Source organism: Burkholderia sp. MSMB1835, assembly GCF_001526365.1.
GTDB lineage: Bacteria > Pseudomonadota > Gammaproteobacteria > Burkholderiales > Burkholderiaceae > Burkholderia.
The window spans coordinates 262,155-283,010 of the sequence record NZ_LOYP01000005.1; the positions used below are offsets into that span (position 1 = coordinate 262,155).

14 protein-coding genes are annotated in these 20,856 nt (G+C 65.2%); 8 read left to right on the top strand and 6 right to left on the bottom strand.

The window, feature by feature from the left end; all coding sequences use genetic code 11:
• Positions 1-109: 109 nt before the first annotated feature.
• From WS96_RS04440 to WS96_RS04455, 4 genes are all read left to right on the top strand, one after another.
• A complete protein-coding gene (locus WS96_RS04440) occupies positions 110-1,786 on the top strand; it encodes a collagen-like triple helix repeat-containing protein (protein ID WP_059830893.1) in 1,677 nt (558 codons plus the stop codon).
• A gap of 40 nt (positions 1,787-1,826) precedes the next feature.
• Entirely contained in the window at positions 1,827-3,176 is a 1,350-nt protein-coding gene (locus WS96_RS04445; RefSeq protein ID WP_059785468.1) for a collagen-like triple helix repeat-containing protein, read from the top strand.
• Between the two features lie 144 nt (positions 3,177-3,320).
• Positions 3,321-5,006, top strand: a complete 1,686-nt coding sequence (locus WS96_RS04450) for a ShlB/FhaC/HecB family hemolysin secretion/activation protein (RefSeq protein WP_059830895.1) — start codon at positions 3,321-3,323, stop codon at positions 5,004-5,006.
• A gap of 174 nt (positions 5,007-5,180) precedes the next feature.
• On the top strand, positions 5,181-5,642 hold the full coding sequence (locus WS96_RS04455; protein WP_034207127.1) for a DUF2147 domain-containing protein: 462 nt from the start codon (positions 5,181-5,183) through the stop codon (positions 5,640-5,642).
• A 116-nt stretch (positions 5,643-5,758) separates the two neighbouring features.
• Here the strand turns inward: WS96_RS04455 and WS96_RS04460 are convergent, their stop codons facing one another.
• The 6 genes from WS96_RS04460 to typA all read right to left on the bottom strand — a co-directional run bounded on the left by WS96_RS04460 (position 5,759) and on the right by typA (position 15,447).
• On the bottom strand, positions 5,759-6,199 hold the full coding sequence (locus WS96_RS04460; RefSeq protein WP_156443573.1) for a transposase: 441 nt from the start codon (positions 6,197-6,199) through the stop codon (positions 5,759-5,761).
• Between the two features lie 119 nt (positions 6,200-6,318).
• Complete coding sequence (gene zapE / locus WS96_RS04465) at positions 6,319-7,416, bottom strand: cell division protein ZapE (RefSeq protein ID WP_059499047.1); 1,098 nt, start codon at positions 7,414-7,416, stop codon at positions 6,319-6,321.
• 98 nt (positions 7,417-7,514) lie between these two features.
• Positions 7,515-8,945 (bottom strand): dihydrolipoyl dehydrogenase, encoded by a 1,431-nt coding sequence (lpdA, locus tag WS96_RS04470; protein ID WP_059830898.1) that lies wholly within the window; start codon positions 8,943-8,945, stop codon positions 7,515-7,517.
• Between the two features lie 80 nt (positions 8,946-9,025).
• The gene (odhB, locus tag WS96_RS04475) at positions 9,026-10,303 is read right to left on the bottom strand and encodes a 2-oxoglutarate dehydrogenase complex dihydrolipoyllysine-residue succinyltransferase (RefSeq protein ID WP_059785457.1); all 1,278 of its coding nucleotides are present in this window, start codon (positions 10,301-10,303) and stop codon (positions 9,026-9,028) included.
• Between the two features lie 136 nt (positions 10,304-10,439).
• Positions 10,440-13,304 (bottom strand): 2-oxoglutarate dehydrogenase E1 component, encoded by a 2,865-nt coding sequence (locus tag WS96_RS04480; protein WP_059830899.1) that lies wholly within the window; start codon positions 13,302-13,304, stop codon positions 10,440-10,442.
• 316 nt (positions 13,305-13,620) lie between these two features.
• Positions 13,621-15,447 (bottom strand): translational GTPase TypA, encoded by a 1,827-nt coding sequence (typA, locus tag WS96_RS04485; protein ID WP_034207121.1) that lies wholly within the window; start codon positions 15,445-15,447, stop codon positions 13,621-13,623.
• 330 nt (positions 15,448-15,777) lie between these two features.
• Here typA and WS96_RS04490 point away from each other — a divergent pair, with 330 nt between their 5' ends.
• The 4 genes from WS96_RS04490 to WS96_RS04505 all read left to right on the top strand — a co-directional run bounded on the left by WS96_RS04490 (position 15,778) and on the right by WS96_RS04505 (position 20,717).
• A complete protein-coding gene (locus tag WS96_RS04490) occupies positions 15,778-16,269 on the top strand; it encodes a MarR family winged helix-turn-helix transcriptional regulator (RefSeq protein ID WP_034207120.1) in 492 nt (163 codons plus the stop codon).
• A gap of 87 nt (positions 16,270-16,356) precedes the next feature.
• Positions 16,357-17,853 (top strand): efflux transporter outer membrane subunit, encoded by a 1,497-nt coding sequence (locus tag WS96_RS04495; protein ID WP_034207119.1) that lies wholly within the window; start codon positions 16,357-16,359, stop codon positions 17,851-17,853.
• A gap of 52 nt (positions 17,854-17,905) precedes the next feature.
• Positions 17,906-19,120, top strand: a complete 1,215-nt coding sequence (locus tag WS96_RS04500) for an HlyD family secretion protein (protein WP_034207118.1) — start codon at positions 17,906-17,908, stop codon at positions 19,118-19,120.
• A gap of 37 nt (positions 19,121-19,157) precedes the next feature.
• Positions 19,158-20,717, top strand: a complete 1,560-nt coding sequence (locus tag WS96_RS04505) for a DHA2 family efflux MFS transporter permease subunit (protein WP_034207117.1) — start codon at positions 19,158-19,160, stop codon at positions 20,715-20,717.
• Positions 20,718-20,856 lie beyond the last annotated feature (139 nt).

Here is a 20,856-nt window from a genome sequence, read left to right on the forward strand (position 1 = left end):
AAACCGGTTGTCGAACCGTCGGGCATCGAAATGGCACGACAGTTGCAGAGTAGTCCTCGCACCACTCAACACAACGCAGTTCACAACACATTTTTAATGCGAGGACGAAATGGACATTAAGGTTATCCCTCATGGCGTGTTCCGGACGACTCTGATCGCGGCCACCGTTGCAGCCATGCTTTCCCTTTCCGCGTGCGGCGGCTCCGGCTCCATCAGCCAGGGTCTCGGCGGCGGCTCGAGCTCCGGCGGCGGCGATACGATCTCCACGTCGGGCGGCAACGGCTCGAGCGGCACCTCGGGTACGAGCGGCACCTCCGGCACGAGCGGAACCTCGGGCACGAGCGGCACGTCCGGCACCAGCGGAACCTCGGGTACGAGCGGCACGTCCGGCACGAGCGGAACGTCGGGCACGAGCGGTACGTCCGGCACCTCCGGTGTGTCGGCGAACCCGGTGGGAAATGTCCTCGCAAGCGGCAGCAACATCATCACGAATGCCGGCAGCACCGTCTCCGGTCTCGGCTCCGTCATCGGTAGCCAAACGCTGCCGGGCGTCAATCCGGCCACCACGCAAGCCGCGGGCGGCATCGTGCAAAGCGTGGGCGGCGCGGTCTCCGCGCTGGGCAACGGCCTCGGCAACGGGCTCGGCCAGCTCGGCGCGACGAAGGATCCGATCGGCACCACGGTCGCCAGCACGGGCGGCGTGGTCAATCAGCTCGGCGGCGCAGTCACGCAAACGGGCAACCTGGTCACGAGCCTCGGCAGCGGCCCGCTGTCGCCGCTCGCGCCGGTTACGGGCGCGGTCGGCGGCCTCGTCACGACGCTCGGCGGCGCCGTGTCGAACGGCGGCACTACGCTCACCAACGCACTGTCGACGGGCCCGATTCAGCAGGTGACGCAGACGGTCAGCTCGGCCATCACGCCGATCACGACGATGGTCGGCCAGACGACCCAGACGATCGGCACGGCAACCGGCCTCGGCGCGCCGGTCAACACGCTGCTCGGCACGGTCGGCAACGGGCTGAATCAGGCCGGCGCGCTGCTCGCATCGACGGGCGGCAACCCGGTCACCACCGGCCTCGGCAACACCGTCTCGTCGACGGGCAACACCGTGAAGGCCGTCGGCGGCCTGCTCACGGGCGGCACCGGCGGCGTGACAAACCCGCTTGCCCCGCTCACGGGTCTCGTGTCGACGGTTACCGGCGCACTCGGCGGCGCAACGGGTGGCGGCAGCGGCCCGCTCGCACCGGTCACGGGCCTGGTCTCGACCGTCACGGGCGCACTGGGTGGCGCAGCAGGCGGCAGCGGCGGTCCGCTCGCACCGGTCACGGGCCTCGTCTCGACGGTCACGGGTGCACTGGGTGGCGCAGCAGGCGGCAGCGGCGGTCCGCTCGCACCGGTCACGGGCCTCGTCTCGACGGTCACGGGTGCACTGGGCGGCGCAGCAGGCGGCAGCGGCGGTCCGCTCGCACCGGTCACGGGCCTCGTCTCGACGGTCACCGGCGCGCTCGGCGGCGCAACGGGCGGTACCAGCGGCGGCCCGCTCGCCCCGGTCACGGGCCTCCTCGGCGCAGTCACGGGCGCACTCGGCGGCGTGACGGGTGGCGCAGGCGGCAGCAGCCCGCTCGCCCCGGTGACGAATGCCGTCTCCACGGTCACGAGCACGGTCGGCGTACCGGCACTGAGCGGCGGCACGGGTGCCGTCACGAACGCGGGCTCGTCGTCGAATCCGCTTGCGCCCGTCACGTCGCTGATCGGCGGCCTGCTCGGCGGCACGCACGGCAAGTAATCCGACATCCATTCATCGAAAAGACAGCGAGGAGTCCATCATGTCCCAGCAACGTTCCATCACGACGGTCGCCCTGCGCCACTGGCGCATGCCCCTCACCGCCTTCGCCGCAGCGTGCCTGCTGGCCGCCTGCGGCGGTGGCGGCGTCAGCTCGCCGCCGACCAGCAGCAACGACAACAACAACCCGAGCACGAGCGGCACGCCCGGCACGAGCGGCACCAGCGGTTCGCCGACCGGCACCAAGGGCGTCATCAGCACGGTCGGCCAGACGGCCACCGACCTCGGCAGCACGGTCGGCAACATCAGCCTGCCGGGCCTCGGCGACGGTGTGACGAAGGGCGTCGGCAGCACGCTGTCCAGCACCGGCACGATCGTCGGCGCGGCCGCCGATGCGGTGAGCAACGGGCTGGGGCAGATCGGCTCGACGAAGGACCCGGTCGGCACCACGGTTGCCGGTCTCGGCAACGTCGTCGGCGCGACCAGCAACACGGTGTCCGGCCTGAGCTCGACGGTCAAGGCGCTGGGCACCGGCCCGTTGGCACCGCTCGCACCGGTCACGACGCCGGTCGGCACCGTGCTCGATACGGTCGCCAACGGCCTGACGGCCGCCGGCACGACGATCGGCTCGACGCTGTCGTCGGGCGCCGTTCAGCAGGTGACGCAACCGATCAGCTCGGCGATTACGCCGCTCGTGATCACCGCCGGCCAGGTCACGCAGCAGGTCGGCACGACGACCGGCCTGGGCCAACCCGTCTCGGGCCTGCTCGGCCAGATCGGCGGCGCAATCAGCTCGGCCGGCAAGCAGGTCGCCGGCACGTCGAGCCAGCCGCTCGTCGGCGACGTCGGCCAGCTCGTGACCGCGGTCGGCAATACCGTGACCAACGCGGGCGGCCTCGTCAATCCGAACGGCCCGAACGGCGCAGCACCGATCCCCGGCCTGATCACGAGCCTCGTCGGCGGCTCGACGGCAACCGTCCAGAACGGCTCGTCCTCCGGTTCCGGTTCGACGAACCCGCTCGGCGGCCTGCTGTCGGGTCTCGGCTCGACGCCGCTCGGCTCGCTCACGGGCGCGCTCGGCGGCGCAGCGGGCGGCTCGGGCAGCAGCCCGCTCGCGCCCGTCACGAATCTCGTGTCGACGGTCACCGGCACGCTCGGCGGCGCAACGGGTGGCGCGGGCAGTGCTAACCCTCTCGCGCCCGTCACCGGTTTGCTGAATACTGTCACCGGAGCGGTTGGCGGTGCGGCAGGCTCCGGGGGCTCGAGCCCGCTCGCGCCGGTCACGTCGCTGGTCGGCAGCGTGTCGGGTACGGCGTCGTCGGGCAGCGGTTCGACGGGGCTGCTGGCACCGGTCACGGGGTTGCTGGGTACGTTGGGTAGCGTTGGCAAGTAAGGAGGACGGTCGCGTCATCGCAGCCGGAGCGAATGACGCGGCCGTACAAACACAACCGGCATTGCGGCACGCGGCGCGCGACACCCTGGTGTCGTGCGCCGGCATTACAAAGAAGACGAAAAGCAAGGCCTACGAGGAAGAACAATGAAATCCAGACTCGACAGATGGATGATGCTGCTCGCCATCGCGGCAGCAGGCACGGCACAGGCACAAACGCGCGTCGGCGGTAACCCGCTCGACTCCCTTCCCCAGATCAACGCACCGAAGACGGGCCCGAACGTCACCGTTCAGGTCGCCCCGCAGGCGCCGCAATTGCAGGAGCTGCTGTCGCGGCACCTGACGCCGACGACGTTCCAGGTCGAAGGCGTGAAGTCGGTACCGTTCGAGGAAATCACGCGCCGCTTCACACCGCTCGTCGGCAAGGACATTACGATCGGCGAGCTGATCGAAACCGCCAACGGCGTGACGAAGCTGTACCAGGAGCGCGGCTACGCGCTGTCGTTCGCATTCGTTCCCGCGCAGACGTTCGAGAACGGTGTCGTGCGCATCACGGTGGTCGAAGGTTACGTGGCGGACGTCAAGGTCACCGGCAAACCCGGCGCGATGGAACCGAAGATTCGCGCGATCGCCGCGCACATCACGGCCGACCGTCCGCTGCGCCGCGCGACGTTCGAGCGCTACGTGAACACGTTCGGCCTGCTGCCCGGCCTGACGGTGAAAGCGAATGTCCCGCCGCCGCAAACCACCGACGGCGCGACGACGCTCGAACTTGCGGTGGATCGCAAGCCGTTCAACGTCAGCACGGGTATCGACTTCAACCACCCGGGCGTCCAGGGCCTCATCACCGCAACCGAAAACGGCCTGACGCGGTTCGGCGAGCAACTGAGCATCTCGGCGCTCGCGCCGCCGGGACGCGACAAGCAGACCTACTTCGCGTTCAGCGGCGCCCTGCCAGTCGGCAGCAGCGGCCTGATCACGCGCCTCGATGCCAGCACGTATCGCGGCAAACCGACCGATAACCCGGGGTTGCCGTCGACTATCGAACGTACAGTCAAGAACGAAAAACTAGGTCTTTCGGCTTCCTATCCGATTTTATTGAACAACCAGCGCAGCCTGCTTGGCACCGTGTCGGGTTATGCGTCGCATAACGAAGATCGCTACCAGAACAAAATCACCGGTGCGACGCTCGACAACCGGTCGCAGGTTCGTGTCCTTCAAATGCAGCTCGACTACACGAGTGTCCAACCGAAGCAGGTACGTAAATTGAGCGTCAACGTCGCCAAGGCATTCGATATCCTCGGCGCATCGAAATCGCAGGTCGGTACCAACGGCGGCACCACAACAAACTACGACGACCCCATCTCGCTGACCTTCGTCCGCACCGGCGCGACCTTCACGCAGACGAACGAATGGCCGTTCCGGATCGGCACGTCGGTGTCGCTGACCGGGCAATACAGTCCCGACTCGCTGCCGACGTCCGAACAGATCTCGTTCGGCTCGACCCGCTACGCGCTCGGCTACCAGCCGGGCGAAACGTCGGGCGACTCGGGCTGGGGGATGTCGCTGGAGGTCAACCGCGGTTTCACACCGGGCTGGACGTATCTGAAATCGATTACGCCGTACATCGCATACGACATGGCGCGTGTGTATCTTCACTCGGGCACGCCATCGCCGAACCGCATGTCGTCGGTCGGCATCGGCGTGCGGCTCACGGACAGCCGCTACTACAGTCTCGATCTGAACGTCGCGAAACCGGTGGGCGACGCACCGGTCGAAAGCGCGTCACGCAGCCCGCGCATCAACGCCGCGTTCTCGTATCAGCTCAACTGATCGGTCACCAAAGTCACCCCACAGCCCGCGTCACGCGGGCTGTTTCGATTAGAGTCCCCTCTATCAAACGTGGCGCACGGTTTCACGTATTCTGGCGAAGCTCGCAACAGACCCGCCCCATGCAGACGGGCGTACGGGCAAATCGAACAGACATGCAAAACAAGGAGGATGACAATGATTCAACTGACCCGCCCGTTGCGGGCGATCGCCATTGCCGGCGCTCTGCTCGCGTGCGCAACCCCCACGTTCGCGCAAGCCGACAGCCCCGTCGGCATGTGGCAGACGATCGACGACAACACCCATCAACCGAAGGCGCTCGTGCAGATCGCCGAGGACGGCGACGGCTCGCTGACGGGCAAGGTCGTCAAGGGCCTCGGCGCGAACGATACGCCCGATCGCCGCTGCACCGCGTGCACGGACGAGCGCAAGGATCAGCTCATCAAGGGCATGACGATCATCAAGGCGATGAAGAAGGACGGCGACCACTGGGACGGCGGCAACATTCTCGACCCGGAGAACGGCAAGGTCTACAAGTGCAAGATGACGCTTGAAGACGGCGGCCAGAAGCTCGTGGTGCGCGGCTACATCGGCGTGTCGCTGCTGGGCCGGTCGCAGACCTGGGTCCGCCAGCAATAACGCAGTACGCGCCCGCAGTACGCGCCAAAACGCGCGGCTCAATAAAAAAATCGGCCTGCGACGACGTCGTCAGGCCGATTTCCTTTTGGGGCGGGCACAGCGAAAACCGAAGGACATCACGCCGCGTGCTTCATCGCATCCGATGCATAGCTACCCGGTGCACGATACGCGGGCGCCGCGTTGCTACGCGCCTCCGCCGCCTTCGATTGCGTATGCTTGCGCATCCGCGCGGACAGTTCGTTGCACAGATTCATGCCGGCGTCGCCGTAGAGCTCACGCATCACGTTCATCAGCGTGCCCGTTTCGTGCCATACCTTGAAACGGCGATGGCATGTCTGATACGACGGGTAACGGCGCGGCATGGCCGACCATGTTGCGCCACTGTAGATCACCCAAAGCACACCGTTCAGCACGGCCCGCGTATTGGCTAACGGCCGGCCGCGCAACTCGGTGCGCGGCTGCATTTCGGGCAGAAGCGGCGCGACGCAGCGCCATTCGTGGTCGGTCAAATCGCGATACGGTGTCATGGACATCTCCAGCCTTAATAACCATGACACCACAATATCGGCTCACCTCAACGATGAATATAAGACAAATCCGAAAATACCCGAGGATTGGCTGAATCTAACCGAAATTGACGTTTGAATGACGCCAATTGCGAGCACCCGCCATCCGCTCAGGTCAACGACGTATCGACGATGCGGCGCGGCGTTTCGAGATACTCCTTCGACTGCATCTCGACGATGCGCGAGACCGTACGCGCGAATTCGTTGGCCATCGGGCCTTCGACGTACAACGCTTCGGCCGGCACCGCCGCGGACATCAGCAGCTTGACCTTGTGATCGTAGAGCACGTCGATGAGCCAGGTGAAGCGGCGCGCCTCGGACGCCATCCGCGGCGACATCTGCGGCACCTCGGACAGCACGATCGCATGAAAACGGCTCGCCAGTTCGAGGTAGTCGTTCTGCGAACGCGGGCCGCCGCACAGCGTCGCGAAATCGAACCACACGACGCCGTCCGCCTTGCGCAGCGCCTTCAGTTCGCGCTTCTCGATATGCAGGATCGGGCTCTCGTCGGGCACGGCCGCGAGCTTGCCGAATGCATGGCGCAGTTCGCGATCGGCTTCCGCGCCGAGCGGCGTGTGATACATCTTCACCTGCGCGAGCGTGCGCTGGCGATAATCGACCCCTGCGTCGACGTTGAGCACGTCGAGCTTTTCCTTGATCAGCGCGATCGCCGGCAGCATGCGATCGCGATGCAGGCCGTCCGGATACAGGTCGTCGGGATCGTAATTGGACGTCATCACGAACTGCACGCCGTTGTTGAACAGGCGATCGAGCAAGCGATACAGGATCATCGCGTCGGCGATGTCCGACACGTGGAACTCGTCGAAGCAGATCAGCCGGTAACGCTTCGCGATGCGCCGCGCGAGTTCGTCGAGCGGATCGGCCTGCCCTTTCAGTTCCTCGAGCTCGCGGTGCACTTCCCGCATGAATTCGTGGAAATGCAGGCGCGTCTTGCGCTGCACGGGTACGACTGCGTAGAAGCTGTCCATCAGGAAGCTCTTGCCGCGACCGACACCGCCCCACATGTAGACGCCGCGCGGGAGATCCGGGTGATTGATGAGCTTCTTGAAAGCGTTCGAGCGGCGCGCCTTGTAGTCGACCCACTCGTCGAAACAGCGCTGCAGGCGATCGACGGCCGCGCGCTGAGCGGGATCGGACTGATAGCCGCGCGTGGTCAGTTCGCGCGTGTAGTATTCGGTGACGTTCATCGGGCAAACCGGAAAGAACGAAGGCGAGCGGGAAACCCCGCCCGCCTTCGTCATGAGACGGCTGCGCCGGCCGACGGCCGGCAGGCGCTACACCGTGCTCAGCTGTTCAGCGAGCGCTTGTCGACCGCGAGCGCCGCTTCGCGCATCACTTCCGACATCGACGGGTGCGGATGGCAGATGCGAGCGATGTCTTCCGACGCCGCCTTGAACTCCATCGCCACCACGGCTTCCGCGATCAGGTCCGACGCGTTCGCGGCGATCACGTGCACGCCGAGCAGTTCGTCGGTCTTCGCGTCCGCGATCATCTTCACGAAACCGTCCGGCGCGTTCATGCCGAGCGCGCGGCCGTTGATCGAGAACGGGAACTTGCCCGTCTTGATCTCGCGGCCTTCGGCCTTCAGCTGCTGTTCCGTCTTGCCGACCCATGCGATTTCCGGGTACGTGTAGATCACCCACGGAATGCAGTTGTAGTCGATGTGCGGCTTCTGACCGTCGATCACTTCCGCGACCAGCACGCCTTCGTCTTCCGCCTTGTGCGCGAGCATCGGGCCGCGCACCACGTCGCCGATCGCGTACACGTTCGGCACGGCCGTGCGGCAGTGGTCGTCCACGTCGATGAAGCCGCGCTCGTTCGCCTTCAGGCCGATGGCTTCGAGGCCGAGGTTGTCGGTGTTCGGCACGCGGCCGACCGACACGATCAGGCGGTCGGCGTCGAGCGTCTGCGCGTTGCCGTCCTTGTCCGTGTAAGCGATCGACACGCCGTTCGCGGTCGTCTTCACTTCGCCGATCTTCACGCCGAGATGGATGTCGAGGCCCTGCTTCTTGAACAGCTTCGCCGCTTCCTTCGCAAGCGCTTCGTCGGCTGCGCCGAGGAATGCCGGCAGCGCTTCGAGCACCGTCACGTCGGCGCCGAGGCGGCGCCACACCGAGCCGAGCTCGAGACCGATCACGCCCGCGCCGATCACGGCGAGCTTCTTCGGCACCGAGTCGAACGTCAGCGCACCTTCGTTGTCCGACACGATCTTGTTGTCGACCGGGATGTTCGGCAGGTGACGCGCCTTCGAACCCGTCGCGATGATCACGTTCTTCGCGGTGACGACTTCGGTTTCACCCTCGCCGCTCACTTCGATCTGCACGCCGGCATCGGTCTTGCCGGTGAACTTGCCATGGCCCTTCAGCCAGGTGATCTTGTTCTTCTTGAACAGGAACTCGATCCCGCTCGTCATCTTCTCGACGATCGCGTCCTTGCGGCCGAGCATCTTCGCGACGTCGATCTTCACGCCGTCGACCGTGATGCCGTGGTCGGCCAGGTGATGCGACGCATTCTCGAACTCTTCCGACGACGCGAGCAGCGCTTTCGACGGAATGCAGCCGACGTTCAGGCAGGTGCCGCCGAGCTTCAGCGCGCCGGCCGGGTTCTTCCACTTCTCAATACAGGCAACGGTCTTGCCGAGCTGCGCGGCGCGAATCGCGGCGATGTAGCCGCCGGGGCCGGCGCCGATCACGACGACGTCAAATTCCTTGGACATGACAATCCTTTCTACTTGTACGCCCGCAGGTTCACGCATGCGCGCGAACCTGCGAACGGGTCGATGCAGTGAGACTCGGCTTACAGGTCGAGCAGCAGGCGTGCCGGATCTTCCAGCGCATCCTTCATCGCGACGAGCGACAGCACGGCTTCGCGGCCGTCGATGATGCGGTGGTCGTACGACAGCGCCAGGTAGTTGATCGGGCGGATCACGATCTGGCCGTTTTCGACGACCGGGCGCTCCTTCGTCGCGTGCACGCCGAGAATGGCCGACTGCGGCGGGTTGATGATCGGGGTCGACAGCATCGAACCGAACACGCCGCCGTTCGAGATCGAGAACGTACCGCCCGTCATTTCCTCGATCGACAGCTTGCCGTCCTTCGCCTTCTGGCCGAATTCGGCGATCTTCTTCTCGATTTCGGCGAGGCTCAGCTGATCCGCGTTGCGCAGGATCGGCACGACCAGGCCGCGCGGCGAACCGACCGCGATACCGATGTCGAAGTAGCCGTGGTAGACGATGTCGTTACCGTCGATCGACGCGTTCACGAGCGGGAACTTCTTCAGCGCATGAACGGCCGCCTTCACGAAGAACGACATGAAGCCGAGCTTCACGCCGTGTTCCTTCTCGAACTTGTCCTTGTACTTGTTACGCAGTTCCATGACCGGAGCCATGTTCACTTCGTTGAACGTCGTCAGGATCGCGTTGGTCTGCTGCGATTCGAGCAGGCGCTCGGCGATACGCGCACGCAGGCGCGACATCGGCACGCGCTGCTCCGGACGGTCGTTCAGCCACGTCGCTGCCGACGCCGGCACCTTCACTTCCGGCAGCGCCGGCTTCGCGGCGGCGGTCTTCGCCGGTGCGGCGGCCGGAGCAGCCTTCGGTGCGCTGCCTGCGGCCAGCGCGTCGCCCTTCGTGACACGGCCGTCACGGCCCGAACCTGCGACGTCGCCCGTCGACAGGCCCTTCTCGGCCAGCAGCTTCGCTGCGGCCGGCGATGCGGCGGCCGAGCTCGATGCGGTCGCGGCGGCCGGCTGTGCGGCCGGTGCGGCTGCGGCGGGCGCTGCCGCCGGCTTGACTTCGGCGGCGCCTGCCGCTGCTTCGGCAGCACCTGCCTTCGCTTCGGTGTCGATCGTCGCGATCACCTGATCGGCGACCACCGTGTCGCCGTCGTTCTGCAGCACTTGCGCGAGCACGCCCGCTGCCGGCGCCGGCACTTCGAGGACGACCTTGTCGGTCTCGAGTTCGATCAGGATTTCGTCCTGCGCGACTGCTTCGCCCGGCTTCTTCTTCCACTGCAGCATGGTGGCTTCCGACACCGACTCCGAAAGCTGGGGGACTTTGACTTCTACGATAGCCATGTGATTTTCCTGGATGCTTAATCTGGGGTGTGACGAGGTTCGTGCGATTCCTTCGGCCGGTGCGGCGCGCGACGCGCCCGGCAGGCCAAAAGGAACGGGAAAGCGCCGCGCGCCTTCCCGTTTCGCTTGACGTCGATTATTTCGCGATCGATGCGCTCTTCAGGCGGCCGAATGCACCTTCGATCAGGGCCTTCTGCTGCTCGTAGTGCTTCGCGTAGTAGCCAACCGCCGGCGAGGCCGAAGCCGGACGGCCGCTGTATGCCAGCTTCTGCCCTTCCTTCATGCCTTCCTTCAGGTGGTGCTCGACGTAGAACCAGGGGCCCTGGTTCTGCGGCTCGTCCTGCACCCAGACCACTTCAGTCGCGTTCTCGTACTTCTTCATTTCGGCTTCGAACTGCTTGTGCGCGAACGGATACAGCTGCTCGATACGGATGATCGCGACGTCGTTCGCCTTCGCTTCGCGGCGATGCGCGACGAGGTCGTAGTACACGCGGCCCGAGCACACCAGCACGCGCTTGACCTTCTTCGCGTCGATGCCGCCGTCGGTTTCGCCCAGCACCGGCTGGAACGACCCCTTCGCCAGTTCCGACAGATCCGACACCGCTTCCTTGTGACGCAGCAGCGACTTCGGCGTGGCGACGATCAGCGGCTTGCGGAACAGGCGGATCATCTGGCGACGCAGCAGGTGGAAGATCTGCGCCGGCGTCGTCGGCTGGACGACCTGCATGTTGTGGTCGGCACACAGTTGCAGGAAACGCTCGATACGCGTGGACGAGTGTTCCGGACCCTGGCCTTCGTAGCCGTGCGGCAGCAGCATCGTGAGGCCCGACACGCGGCCCCACTTCACTTCGCCCGACGAGATGAACTGGTCGATCACGACTTGCGCGCCGTTGACGAAGTCGCCGAACTGCGCTTCCCACAGCACGAGCGTGTTCGGCTCGGCGGTCGAGTAACCGTATTCGAAGCCCAGCACCGCTTCTTCCGACAGCACCGAGTCGATCACCGTGAACTTCGCCTGACCTTCGGCGATGTTCTGCAGCGGCACGTACGTGCCGTCGTTCCAGCGCTCGCGGTTCTGGTCGTGCAGCACCGCGTGACGGTGCGTGAACGTGCCGCGGCCCGAGTCCTGGCCCGTCAGGCGCACCGAGTAGCCCGATGCGACGAGCGACGCGAATGCGAGGTGTTCGCCCATGCCCCAGTCGAGCGGCTGGTCGCCGCGCGCCATGTTGCGGCGGTCGTTGATCACGCGCTCGACGAGCGGGTGAACCTTGAAGTTTTCCGGGACCGTCGTGATGCGTTCGCCCAGGCGCTTCAGTTCGGCGAGCGGCACGGCCGTGTCGGCCGCGTCCGTCCACTTGCGGTTCAGGAACGGCACCCAGTCGACCGCGTACTTGCTCTTGTAGTTCGACAGGACCGGATCGACGGTGTGGTGGCCGTCGTCCATCGCCTTGCGGTACGCCTTCACGTAGTTGTCGGCGTCTTCCGCGGTGATCACGCCCTGCTGCACGAGCTTCTCGGCATACAGCGCACGGGTGCCCGGGTGCTGCGCGATCTTCTTGTACATCAGCGGCTGCGTGACGGCCGGCGTGTCCTGCTCGTTGTGACCCAGCTTGCGGAAGCAGACGATGTCGATCACGACATCCTTGTGGAACTGCATCCGGTAGTCGATCGCGATCTGGATCGCGAGCACGACGGCTTCCGGATCGTCGCCGTTCACGTGCAGCACCGGCGCTTCGATCATCTTGACGACGTCGGTACAGTACAGCGTCGAGCGCGCGTCGCGCGGGTCGGACGTCGTGAAGCCGATCTGGTTGTTGATGACGATGTGCAGCGTGCCGTGCGTGCCGTAACCGCGCGTCTGCGCGAGGTTCAGCGTTTCCATCACGACGCCCTGGCCGGCGAACGCCGCGTCGCCGTGGATCTGCACCGGCAGCACCTGCAGGCCGTCTTCGTCGCCGCGACGGTCCATCCGCGCCTTCGCGGAACCTTCGACCACCGGGTTCACGATTTCGAGGTGCGACGGGTTGAACGCGAGCGACAGGTGGACCGGGCCGCCTTCCGTCGACACGTCCGACGAGAAGCCCTTGTGGTATTTCACGTCGCCGGCCGGCAGGTCGTCGACGTGCTTGCCTTCGAATTCGGCGAACAGGTCGGCCGGCATCTTGCCCAGCGTGTTGACCAGCACGTTCAGACGGCCGCGGTGCGCCATGCCGATGATGATTTCCTGCACACCGCTCTTGCCCGCGTGCTGGACGACTTCGTCCATCGCCGCGATGAAGCTTTCGCCGCCTTCGAGCGAGAAGCGCTTCTGGCCGACGTACTTGGTGTGCAGGTAGCGCTCGAGGCCTTCGGCGGCCGTCAGGCGATTCAGGATGTGCTTCTTCTTGTCGGCCGAGAAGGCCGGGGTCGCGCGGGTCGATTCCAGGCGCTCCTGCCACCAGCGCTTCTGCTCCGGATCGCTGATGTACATGTACTCGGCGCCGATCGTGCCGCAGTACGTGTCGCGCAGACCCTTGACGATGTCGCGCAGCGAAGCCTGGTCGAAACCGAAGTACAGGTTGCTTGCGCTGTACGTCTGGTCGAGGTCGCCTTCGGAGAAATCGTAGAACGCGGGTTCGAGCTCGGGAATGGCCGGACGCTCGCGACGCTTCAGCGGATCGAGGTTGGCCCATTGCGAGCCGAGGAAGCGATAGGCGCTGATGAGCGACTGGACGTGCACCTGCTTGCGTGCGGTCGCGAGATTGCTAGTGCTTTCGCGCGGAATGAAGGCATTGGCCTTCGCACGCTCGGCGAACGATTCGACGATCGGGAAGTGAGCGACGTCATTGGCATTCGAGCCGTCCGTCGCAGGCACGTTCTGCAGCGCGTCGAAATACTCTCGCCAGTTCTCCGGCACCGATGCCGGATTGTTGAGGTATGCATCGTACAGTTCTTCAACGTACGAAGCATTGCCGCCGAACAGATAGGAGTTCAGCTGAAACTGCTTCATTACATCTGACATTTTACGCTCACCTTTCTTCGAGCTTCTCGAGAAATAGCGGGTTACTCAACCTTCCGCGACACGGCCTGACCGTTTAGCGGATTGCGAATCAAGTCTTGCTTGGAAGGACCTAAAACTTGCGTGCGCGCAGCATATCACAGAACCGATACCGGAGTTCACGGCGAAATGCGCGCGAAAGCACCGCGCGGCGGGGTTTTGCCGGATTGCCGCGGCCTGCGGGAACAGTGTTTTGCAGGTCGCCCGGTTGCCCGCCGCGCAGATGCGAAAAAGGCTGCCCGAAGGCAGCCTTTTCGTCGTGCTCGGGAACAGTCGATGCTTAGTCGACCGCGCCTTCGCGGCTCGCGCGGCGACGCTCGTGCTCCTTCAGGAAGCGCTTGCGCAGGCGGATCGACTGCGGCGTCACTTCGACGAGCTCGTCGTCGTCGATGAATTCGACCGCGTATTCCAGCGACATCTGGACCGGCGGCACGAGACGCACGGCTTCGTCGGTGCCCGACGCGCGCACGTTGGTCAACTGCTTGCCCTTGATCGGGTTGACGACGAGGTCGTTGTCGCGGCTGTGGATGCCGATGATCATGCCCTCATACAGCGCGTCGCCCGGCTTCACGAACATGCGGCCGCGATCCTGCAGCTTCCACAGCGCGTACGCGACCGCGGCGCCATCGTCCTGCGAGATCAGCACGCCGTTGCGGCGTTCGAAGACCGAGCCGTCCTTGACCGGCGCGTACGAGTCGAAGATGTGGCTCATCAGGCCCGTGCCGCGCGTGAGCGTCAGGAATTCGCTCTGGAAGCCGATCAGGCCACGCGCCGAGATCTTGTATTCCAGACGCGTGCGGCCGCGGCCGTCCGACGCCATGTCGAGCATCTCGCCCTTGCGGCGGCCCAGCTCTTCCATCACGCCGCCCTGGTGTTCGTCCTCGACGTCGACCGTCAGCAGCTCGTACGGCTCGTGACGCACGCCGTCGATCTCCTGCATCACGACGCGCGGACGCGACACGGCCAGCTCGTAGCCTTCGCGGCGCATGTTCTCGACGAGAATCGTCAGGTGCAGTTCGCCGCGACCCGACACTTCGAACACCGTTTCGTCGCCGGTATCCTTCACGCGCAGCGCGACGTTGTGGTTCAGCTCCTTCATCAGACGGTCGCGGATCTGGCGGCTCGTCACGAACTTGCCTTCGCGGCCGGCGAGCGGCGACGAGTTGACGAGGAAGTTCATCGTCAGCGTCGGCTCGTCGACGGTGATCATCGGCAGCGCTTCCGGCGTGTCGACCGCGCAGATCGTCGCGCCGATGCCGACGTCTTCAATACCGTTGATCAGCACGATGTCGCCCGCCTCGGCCGACTCGACCTGCACGCGCTCCAAGCCCTTGAACGACAGCACCTGGTTGATCTTGCGGTTCAGCACGTCGCCTTCCGGGCCGAAACGCATCGCGACCGGCTGGCCCGGCTTGATGCGGCCGCGCGTGATGCGGCCGACGCCGATCCGGCCGACGTACGTCGAATAGTCGAGCGACGTGATCTGGAGCTGCAGCGGCGCTTCCGGATCGGCCGGGCGAACCGGCACGTGCGCGAGGATCGCCTCGAACAGCGGGCGCATGTCGCCTTCGCGAGCAGCCGGGTCGAGCGACGCGTAGCCGTTCAGGCCCGATGCGTACACGATCGGGAAGTCGAGCTGCTCTTCGGTCGCGCCGAGCTTGTCGAACAGGTCGAAGGTCTGGTTGATGACCCAGTCGATCCGCGCGCCCGGACGATCGATCTTGTTGACGACGACGATCGGCTTCAGGCCGAGCGCGAGCGCCTTCTTCGTGACGAAGCGCGTCTGCGGCATCGGGCCTTCGACCGCGTCGACGAGCAGCAGCACCGAGTCGACCATCGACAGCACGCGCTCGACTTCGCCGCCGAAGTCCGCGTGCCCCGGCGTGTCGACGATGTTGATGTGCGTGCCTTCGTATTCGACCGCGCAGTTCTTCGCGAGAATCGTGATCCCGCGCTCTTTTTCGATGTCGTTCGAGTCCATCACCCGCTCCGCAATCTGCTGGTTCTCGCGGAAGGTGCCGGACTGGCGGAGCAGTTGGTCGACGAGCGTGGTCTTGCCGTGGTCGACGTGGGCGATGATGGCGATATTGCGAAGGGCGCGGGTCATAGAAACCTGGAAATCGTTTGAACGCGCAAACGCGCGCGCTCGTGTTTTTCACGGGCGCGCGCGTTGCAGCTTGGAAAGCCTCAAATTATAGCACGTGCGAGTGTCGAGAGCCGACCCGCGCATTGCAATGCAGCAAAACGGGCCGCTTCGCCCTCCTCTGCCGAACGGACGAATCCTCTTCCGCACGCTCCCCGATCGGCCGAAAAACCTTATCGAGACAAGGGATTCTCGCCAGACACAGCGCGGGTTTGGCCGTTCGATTAACATTTGCCGCGGCAAGCAATTGTGCCTATACTGCTGCCTAGTCAACTATTGCAGCTTCAGGGTTTTATGTCGGATTCTCCTACCTCTCCGCCCGTTTCGCAGTTGTCTTCGTATCAGATGAACGACAGCGTCGGTTATCTGATGTCGCGCGTGAAGTCGGTGATGACCAACCTCGTCACGCAGCGCACGCAGGAAGAGCTCGGCATCACGGGCACCCAGGCGAGCATGCTGTTCATGATCGCGGTCGGCAAGTGCTCGACGGCCGCCGAACTCGCGCGCGAATACGGGATCGACGCAAGCGCGGTCACGCGCCTGCTCGACCGGGTCGAGAAACGCGGCCTGCTGTCGCGCGTGCGCAGCATCGAGGACCGACGCGTCGTGCGCCTCGAGCTCACCGACGAAGGCCGTGCGCTGGCCGAACGGCTACCGCCCATTTTTCGCAGCGTGCTCGACCAGGTGCTGGACGGGTTTACGCCGGAAGAAGTCGGGTTCCTGAAGAGCATGCTGCGCCGCATTCTCAGCAACTATTGCGAGACGGCCGGCGGCAGCATCACGTAATAGTTGCCATAACAATTACTTTTGACAGATTAATGTAAGGAAATCCTTGCAGTGTCCATCATTCATTCCGAGTCAGGGGTTAGCGCGATGAAATCCTCCCCGTTGTCCGTGCGCGCCGGGTCGTGCCGCGCCGCCGTCGCCGCCGCGGTCGCCGCGCTGGCGCTGGCGGGCTGCGCGAATTACATCGGCATCAAGAGCGACAAACAGATCGCCCCCGCGTCGCAATTCGAATCCGCCCAGAGCCTGCCGGCCCAGGGCGGCCAATGGCCGGCACTCGACTGGGCCAGCCAGTTCGGCGATCCGCAATTGCCGAAGCTGATCGACGAAGCGCTGCAGGGCAACCCGTCGATCGCACAGGCGCAGGCGCGCATCGCGAAAGCCTCGTCGTACATCGAATCGTCGCGCTCCAACCTGATGCCGAAGGCCGAAGCCAGTTATTCCTGGACGCGTGAACTGTATTCGGCGAACGGCCTGTTCCCGCCCCCGTACGGCGGCCAGTGGTACAGCGAAAACAACGCGCTGGCGAGCGCCTCGTGGGAACTCGACCTGTGGGGCAAGAACCGCGAGCGCCTGCACACGGCCGTGTCGCAGGAAAAGGCCGCCGAAGCCGACATGCAACAGGCGCGCATCACGCTCGCGTCGTCGGTCGCACGCACCTACAACTCGCTCGCCCAGCTCTATGCGTTGCGCGACATCGCGCAACGCGAGATCACCAACCGCGAGACGGTCGGCAAGATCACCGACGGCCGCGTATCGGCCGGCCTCGATACCAACGTCGAACGCCAGACGGCCCGCGGCAACATCGCGACCACCCAGGCATCCCTGTCGGACCTCGACGGCCAGATCACGACGGTGCGCTACCAGCTCGCCGCGCTGCTCGGCAAGGGTCCGGATCGCGGGCTGCAGATCGCGGCGCCGGTGATGAACCCCACCGGCGAAGTCGCGCTGCCCGGCAATCTTCCCGCCGACCTCGTGTCGCGCCGGCCCGACATCGTCGCCGCGCGCTGGCAGGTCGAAGCCGCGATGCACGACGTGAAGGAAGCGAAGGCCGAGTTCTTCCCGGACGTGAACCTCGCGGCCGGGTTCGGCTTCGATGCGTTCGGCTGGGGCAAATTCCTGAACTTCGCGAGTCGCCAGGCGCAGTTCGGCCCCGCGATCCACCTGCCGATCTTCGATGCCGGCGCGCTGCGCGCCCAGCTCAAGGGCCGCTACGCCGACTTCGACCTGTCGGTCGCGAACTACAACCAGACGCTGATCAGCGCGCTGAACGACGTCGCGACGCAAGTCGCGTCGATCCGCGCAATCGATCGCCAGATGGGCGACGCTCAACGTGCGCTCGACGCCTCGACGCGGGCGTACGATCTCGCGGTCATCCGCTACAAGGCCGGCCTGTCGCCGCAACTGCAGGTGCTGACGGCGGACAGCAACCGCCTCGCATCGGAGCAGACGGTGACCAACCTGAAAATGCGCCGGCGCGACATGCAGCTTGCCCTCATCAAGGCGCTCGGCGGCGGATTCGACGCGACCGGCACGCCGCTCGCCGCGCCCGATGCGGCCACGCCGACCAAACAGGCCGCCAACTGATCCGGCGCCACCACTACGCAGACACTCGAAATAACGGACGGAGAAAATCGCCATGAGCGACCAACAAAACGCCGCCAGCGCGCAGCCGCAGAACAACGGCAAGCGCAAACGAATGATGACGCTGCTCGTCGCGGTCATCGTGATCGCGGCCATCGCATACGGCCTGTACTACTTCCTCGTCGCCCGCTTCCATGAAGACACCGACGATGCGTACGTGAACGGCAACGTCGTGCAGATCACGCCGCAGGTCACCGGCACCGTGATCGCCGTGAAGGCGGACGACACGCAAACGGTCAAGGCCGGCGATCCGCTCGTCGTGCTCGACCCGGCCGACTCGCAGGTCGCGCTGCAGCAGGCCGAAGCGAACCTCGCGCAGACGGTGCGCCAGGTGCGCGGCCTGTTCGTCAACGACGACCAGTACCGTGCGCAGGTCGCGTTGCGCCAGTCCGACCTGTCGAAGGCGCAGGACGACCTGCGCCGCCGGTTGGCCGTCGCGCAGACGGGCGCCGTGTCGCAGGAAGAAATCTCGCACGCCCGCGACGCGGTGAAGGCCGCGCAGGCATCGGTCGACGCCGCGCAACAGCAGCTCGCATCGAATCGCGCATTGACCGCGAACACGACGATCGCCTCGCACCCGAACGTGATGGCCGCCGCCGCGAAGGTGCGCGACGCGTACCTCGCGAACGCGCGTAACGTGCTGCCGGCGCCGGTCACCGGCTACGTCGCGAAGCGCTCGGTGCAGGTCGGCCAACGCGTGTCGCCCGGCAACCCGCTGATGTCGGTGGTGCCGCTCAATGCCGTGTGGGTCGACGCGAACTTCAAGGAAGTCCAGCTGAAGCACATGCGCATCGGCCAGCCGGTCGAGATGACGGCCGACATCTACGGTTCGTCGGTCACGTACCACGGCAAGGTCGTCGGCTTCTCGGCCGGCACGGGTTCGGCGTTCTCGCTGCTGCCCGCGCAAAACGCGACCGGCAACTGGATCAAGGTCGTGCAGCGCCTGCCGGTGCGGATCGAGCTCGACCCGAAGGATCTCGACAAGCATCCGCTGCGCATCGGCCTGTCGATGCAGGTCGACGTGGACATCAAGGACGAACGCGGCGACCAGCTCGTCAACGCACCGAACACCGTCTACGAGACCAACGTGTTCGCGAAATACGGCGACGAAGCCGACGCCGAAATCGCGCGCATCATCGCCGAGAACGCCGGCGGCAACGCGTCGGCGCCGGTCGCGGCGAAGCAGAGCAGCGCCGCGAAAATGATGTAACTGATGTAACGGTTCCGACTCCGGAAAGGCAACCGACATGGCACAGGCTCCTGTCTCCCATCCGCCGCTGCAGGGCGGACAACTCCTGCTCGGGACGATCGCGGTATCGCTCGCGGTGTTCATGAACGTGCTCGACACGTCCATCGCGAACGTCGCGATCCCGACCATCTCGGGCGACCTCGGCGTGTCGTCCGATCAGGGCACGTGGGTCATCACGTCGTTCGCGGTCGCGAACGCAATCTCGGTGCCGCTGACCGGCTGGCTGACCGACCGTTTCGGGCAAGTCCGCCTGTTCCTCGCGTCGATCGTCCTGTTCGTCATCTCGTCGTGGATGTGCGGGCTGGCGCCGAGCCTGCCGTTCCTGCTCGCGTCGCGCGTGCTCCAGGGGGCCGTCGCGGGCCCGATGATTCCGCTGTCGCAAGCGCTCCTGCTGTCGAGCTATCCACGCGCGAAAGCGCCGATGGCGCTCGCACTATGGGCGATGACGACGCTGATCGCACCCGTCGCGGGCCCGATTCTCGGCGGCTGGATCTCGGACAACTATTCGTGGCCGTGGATCTTCTACGTCAACATCCCGGTTGGCATCGCCGCCGCCGCCGCGACGTGGGTGATCTACCGGAGTCGGGAGTCGGCCGTGCGCCGTGCGCCGATCGACGGCGTGGGCCTCGCGCTGCTGGTCGTCTGGGTCGGCTCGCTGCAGATCATGCTCGACAAGGGCAAGGATCTGGACTGGTTCGCGTCGACGACGATCGTCGTGCTCGCGCTGACCGCCGTCATCGCGTTCGCGTTCTTCGTGATCTGGGAGCTGACCGCCGAGCACCCGGTCGTCGACCTGTCGCTGTTCCGCATACGAAACTTCACCGGCGGCACGGTCGCGCTGTCGATCGGCTACGGCCTGTACTTCGGCAATCTCGTGCTGTTACCGCTGTGGCTGCAGACGCAAATCGGCTACACCGCGACCGACGCCGGCCTCGTGATGGCACCGGTCGGGTTGTTCGCCATCCTGTTGTCGCCACTCACCGGGAAGTATCTGCCGCGCACCGATCCGCGCTTCATCTCGACGGCGTCGTTCCTGACGTTCGCGCTGTGCTTCTGGATGCGTTCACGCTACACGACCGGCGTCGACGAATGGTCGCTGACGCTGCCGACGCTCGTGCAGGGTATCGCGATGGCGGGCTTCTTCATCCCGCTCGTGTCGATCACGTTGTCCGGGCTGCCCGGCCACCGCATTCCAGCGGCGTCCGGCCTGTCGAACTTCGTGCGGATCATGTGCGGCGGCATCGGTACGTCGATCTTCCAGACCGCGTGGGATCATCGGAACAACTTCCACCACGCGCAACTGGTCGAACAGACGAATCCGTACAACCCGACGTTCAATCAGGCCGTCACGCAGATGGGTAATCTCGGGCTCACGCAGGAGCAGGCACACGGCCTGATCAACAACATGGCCACGCAGCAGGCGGCGCAGCTCGGCGTGAACGATCTGTTCTACATTTCGGCCGCGATCTTCGTGCTGCTGATCGGCTTGATCTGGATCACCAAGCCCGAACGCGCGGGCGGCGGCGATGCCGGTGCGGCGGCGTCGGCGGCGCACTGAGCGCCACCCGGCAGCGGCACATCACGGCGCGATCACGCCAAACAAAAGGCCCGGTCGAAAATTGAACTGAACCCCGAGAGTTGGACATAGATCCGACCCTTGGGGTTTTTCATGTCGAAGCACGACGAGCACTTGAAAC

Coding starts and splice junctions, on each gene's coding strand:
- WS96_RS04440 (WP_059830893.1), top strand. CDS start 110: ATGGACATTAAGGTTATCCCTCATGGCGTGTTCCGGACGACTCTGATC.
- WS96_RS04445 (WP_059785468.1), top strand. CDS start 1,827: ATGTCCCAGCAACGTTCCATCACGACGGTCGCCCTGCGCCACTGGCGC.
- WS96_RS04450 (WP_059830895.1), top strand. CDS start 3,321: ATGAAATCCAGACTCGACAGATGGATGATGCTGCTCGCCATCGCGGCA.
- WS96_RS04455 (WP_034207127.1), top strand. CDS start 5,181: ATGATTCAACTGACCCGCCCGTTGCGGGCGATCGCCATTGCCGGCGCT.
- zapE (WP_059499047.1), bottom strand. CDS start 7,416: ATGAACGTCACCGAATACTACACGCGCGAACTGACCACGCGCGGCTAT.
- lpdA (WP_059830898.1), bottom strand. CDS start 8,945: ATGTCCAAGGAATTTGACGTCGTCGTGATCGGCGCCGGCCCCGGCGGC.
- odhB (WP_059785457.1), bottom strand. CDS start 10,303: ATGGCTATCGTAGAAGTCAAAGTCCCCCAGCTTTCGGAGTCGGTGTCG.
- WS96_RS04480 (WP_059830899.1), bottom strand. CDS start 13,304: ATGTCAGATGTAATGAAGCAGTTTCAGCTGAACTCCTATCTGTTCGGC.
- typA (WP_034207121.1), bottom strand. CDS start 15,447: ATGACCCGCGCCCTTCGCAATATCGCCATCATCGCCCACGTCGACCAC.
- WS96_RS04490 (WP_034207120.1), top strand. CDS start 15,778: ATGTCGGATTCTCCTACCTCTCCGCCCGTTTCGCAGTTGTCTTCGTAT.
- WS96_RS04495 (WP_034207119.1), top strand. CDS start 16,357: ATGAAATCCTCCCCGTTGTCCGTGCGCGCCGGGTCGTGCCGCGCCGCC.
- WS96_RS04500 (WP_034207118.1), top strand. CDS start 17,906: ATGAGCGACCAACAAAACGCCGCCAGCGCGCAGCCGCAGAACAACGGC.
- WS96_RS04505 (WP_034207117.1), top strand. CDS start 19,158: ATGGCACAGGCTCCTGTCTCCCATCCGCCGCTGCAGGGCGGACAACTC.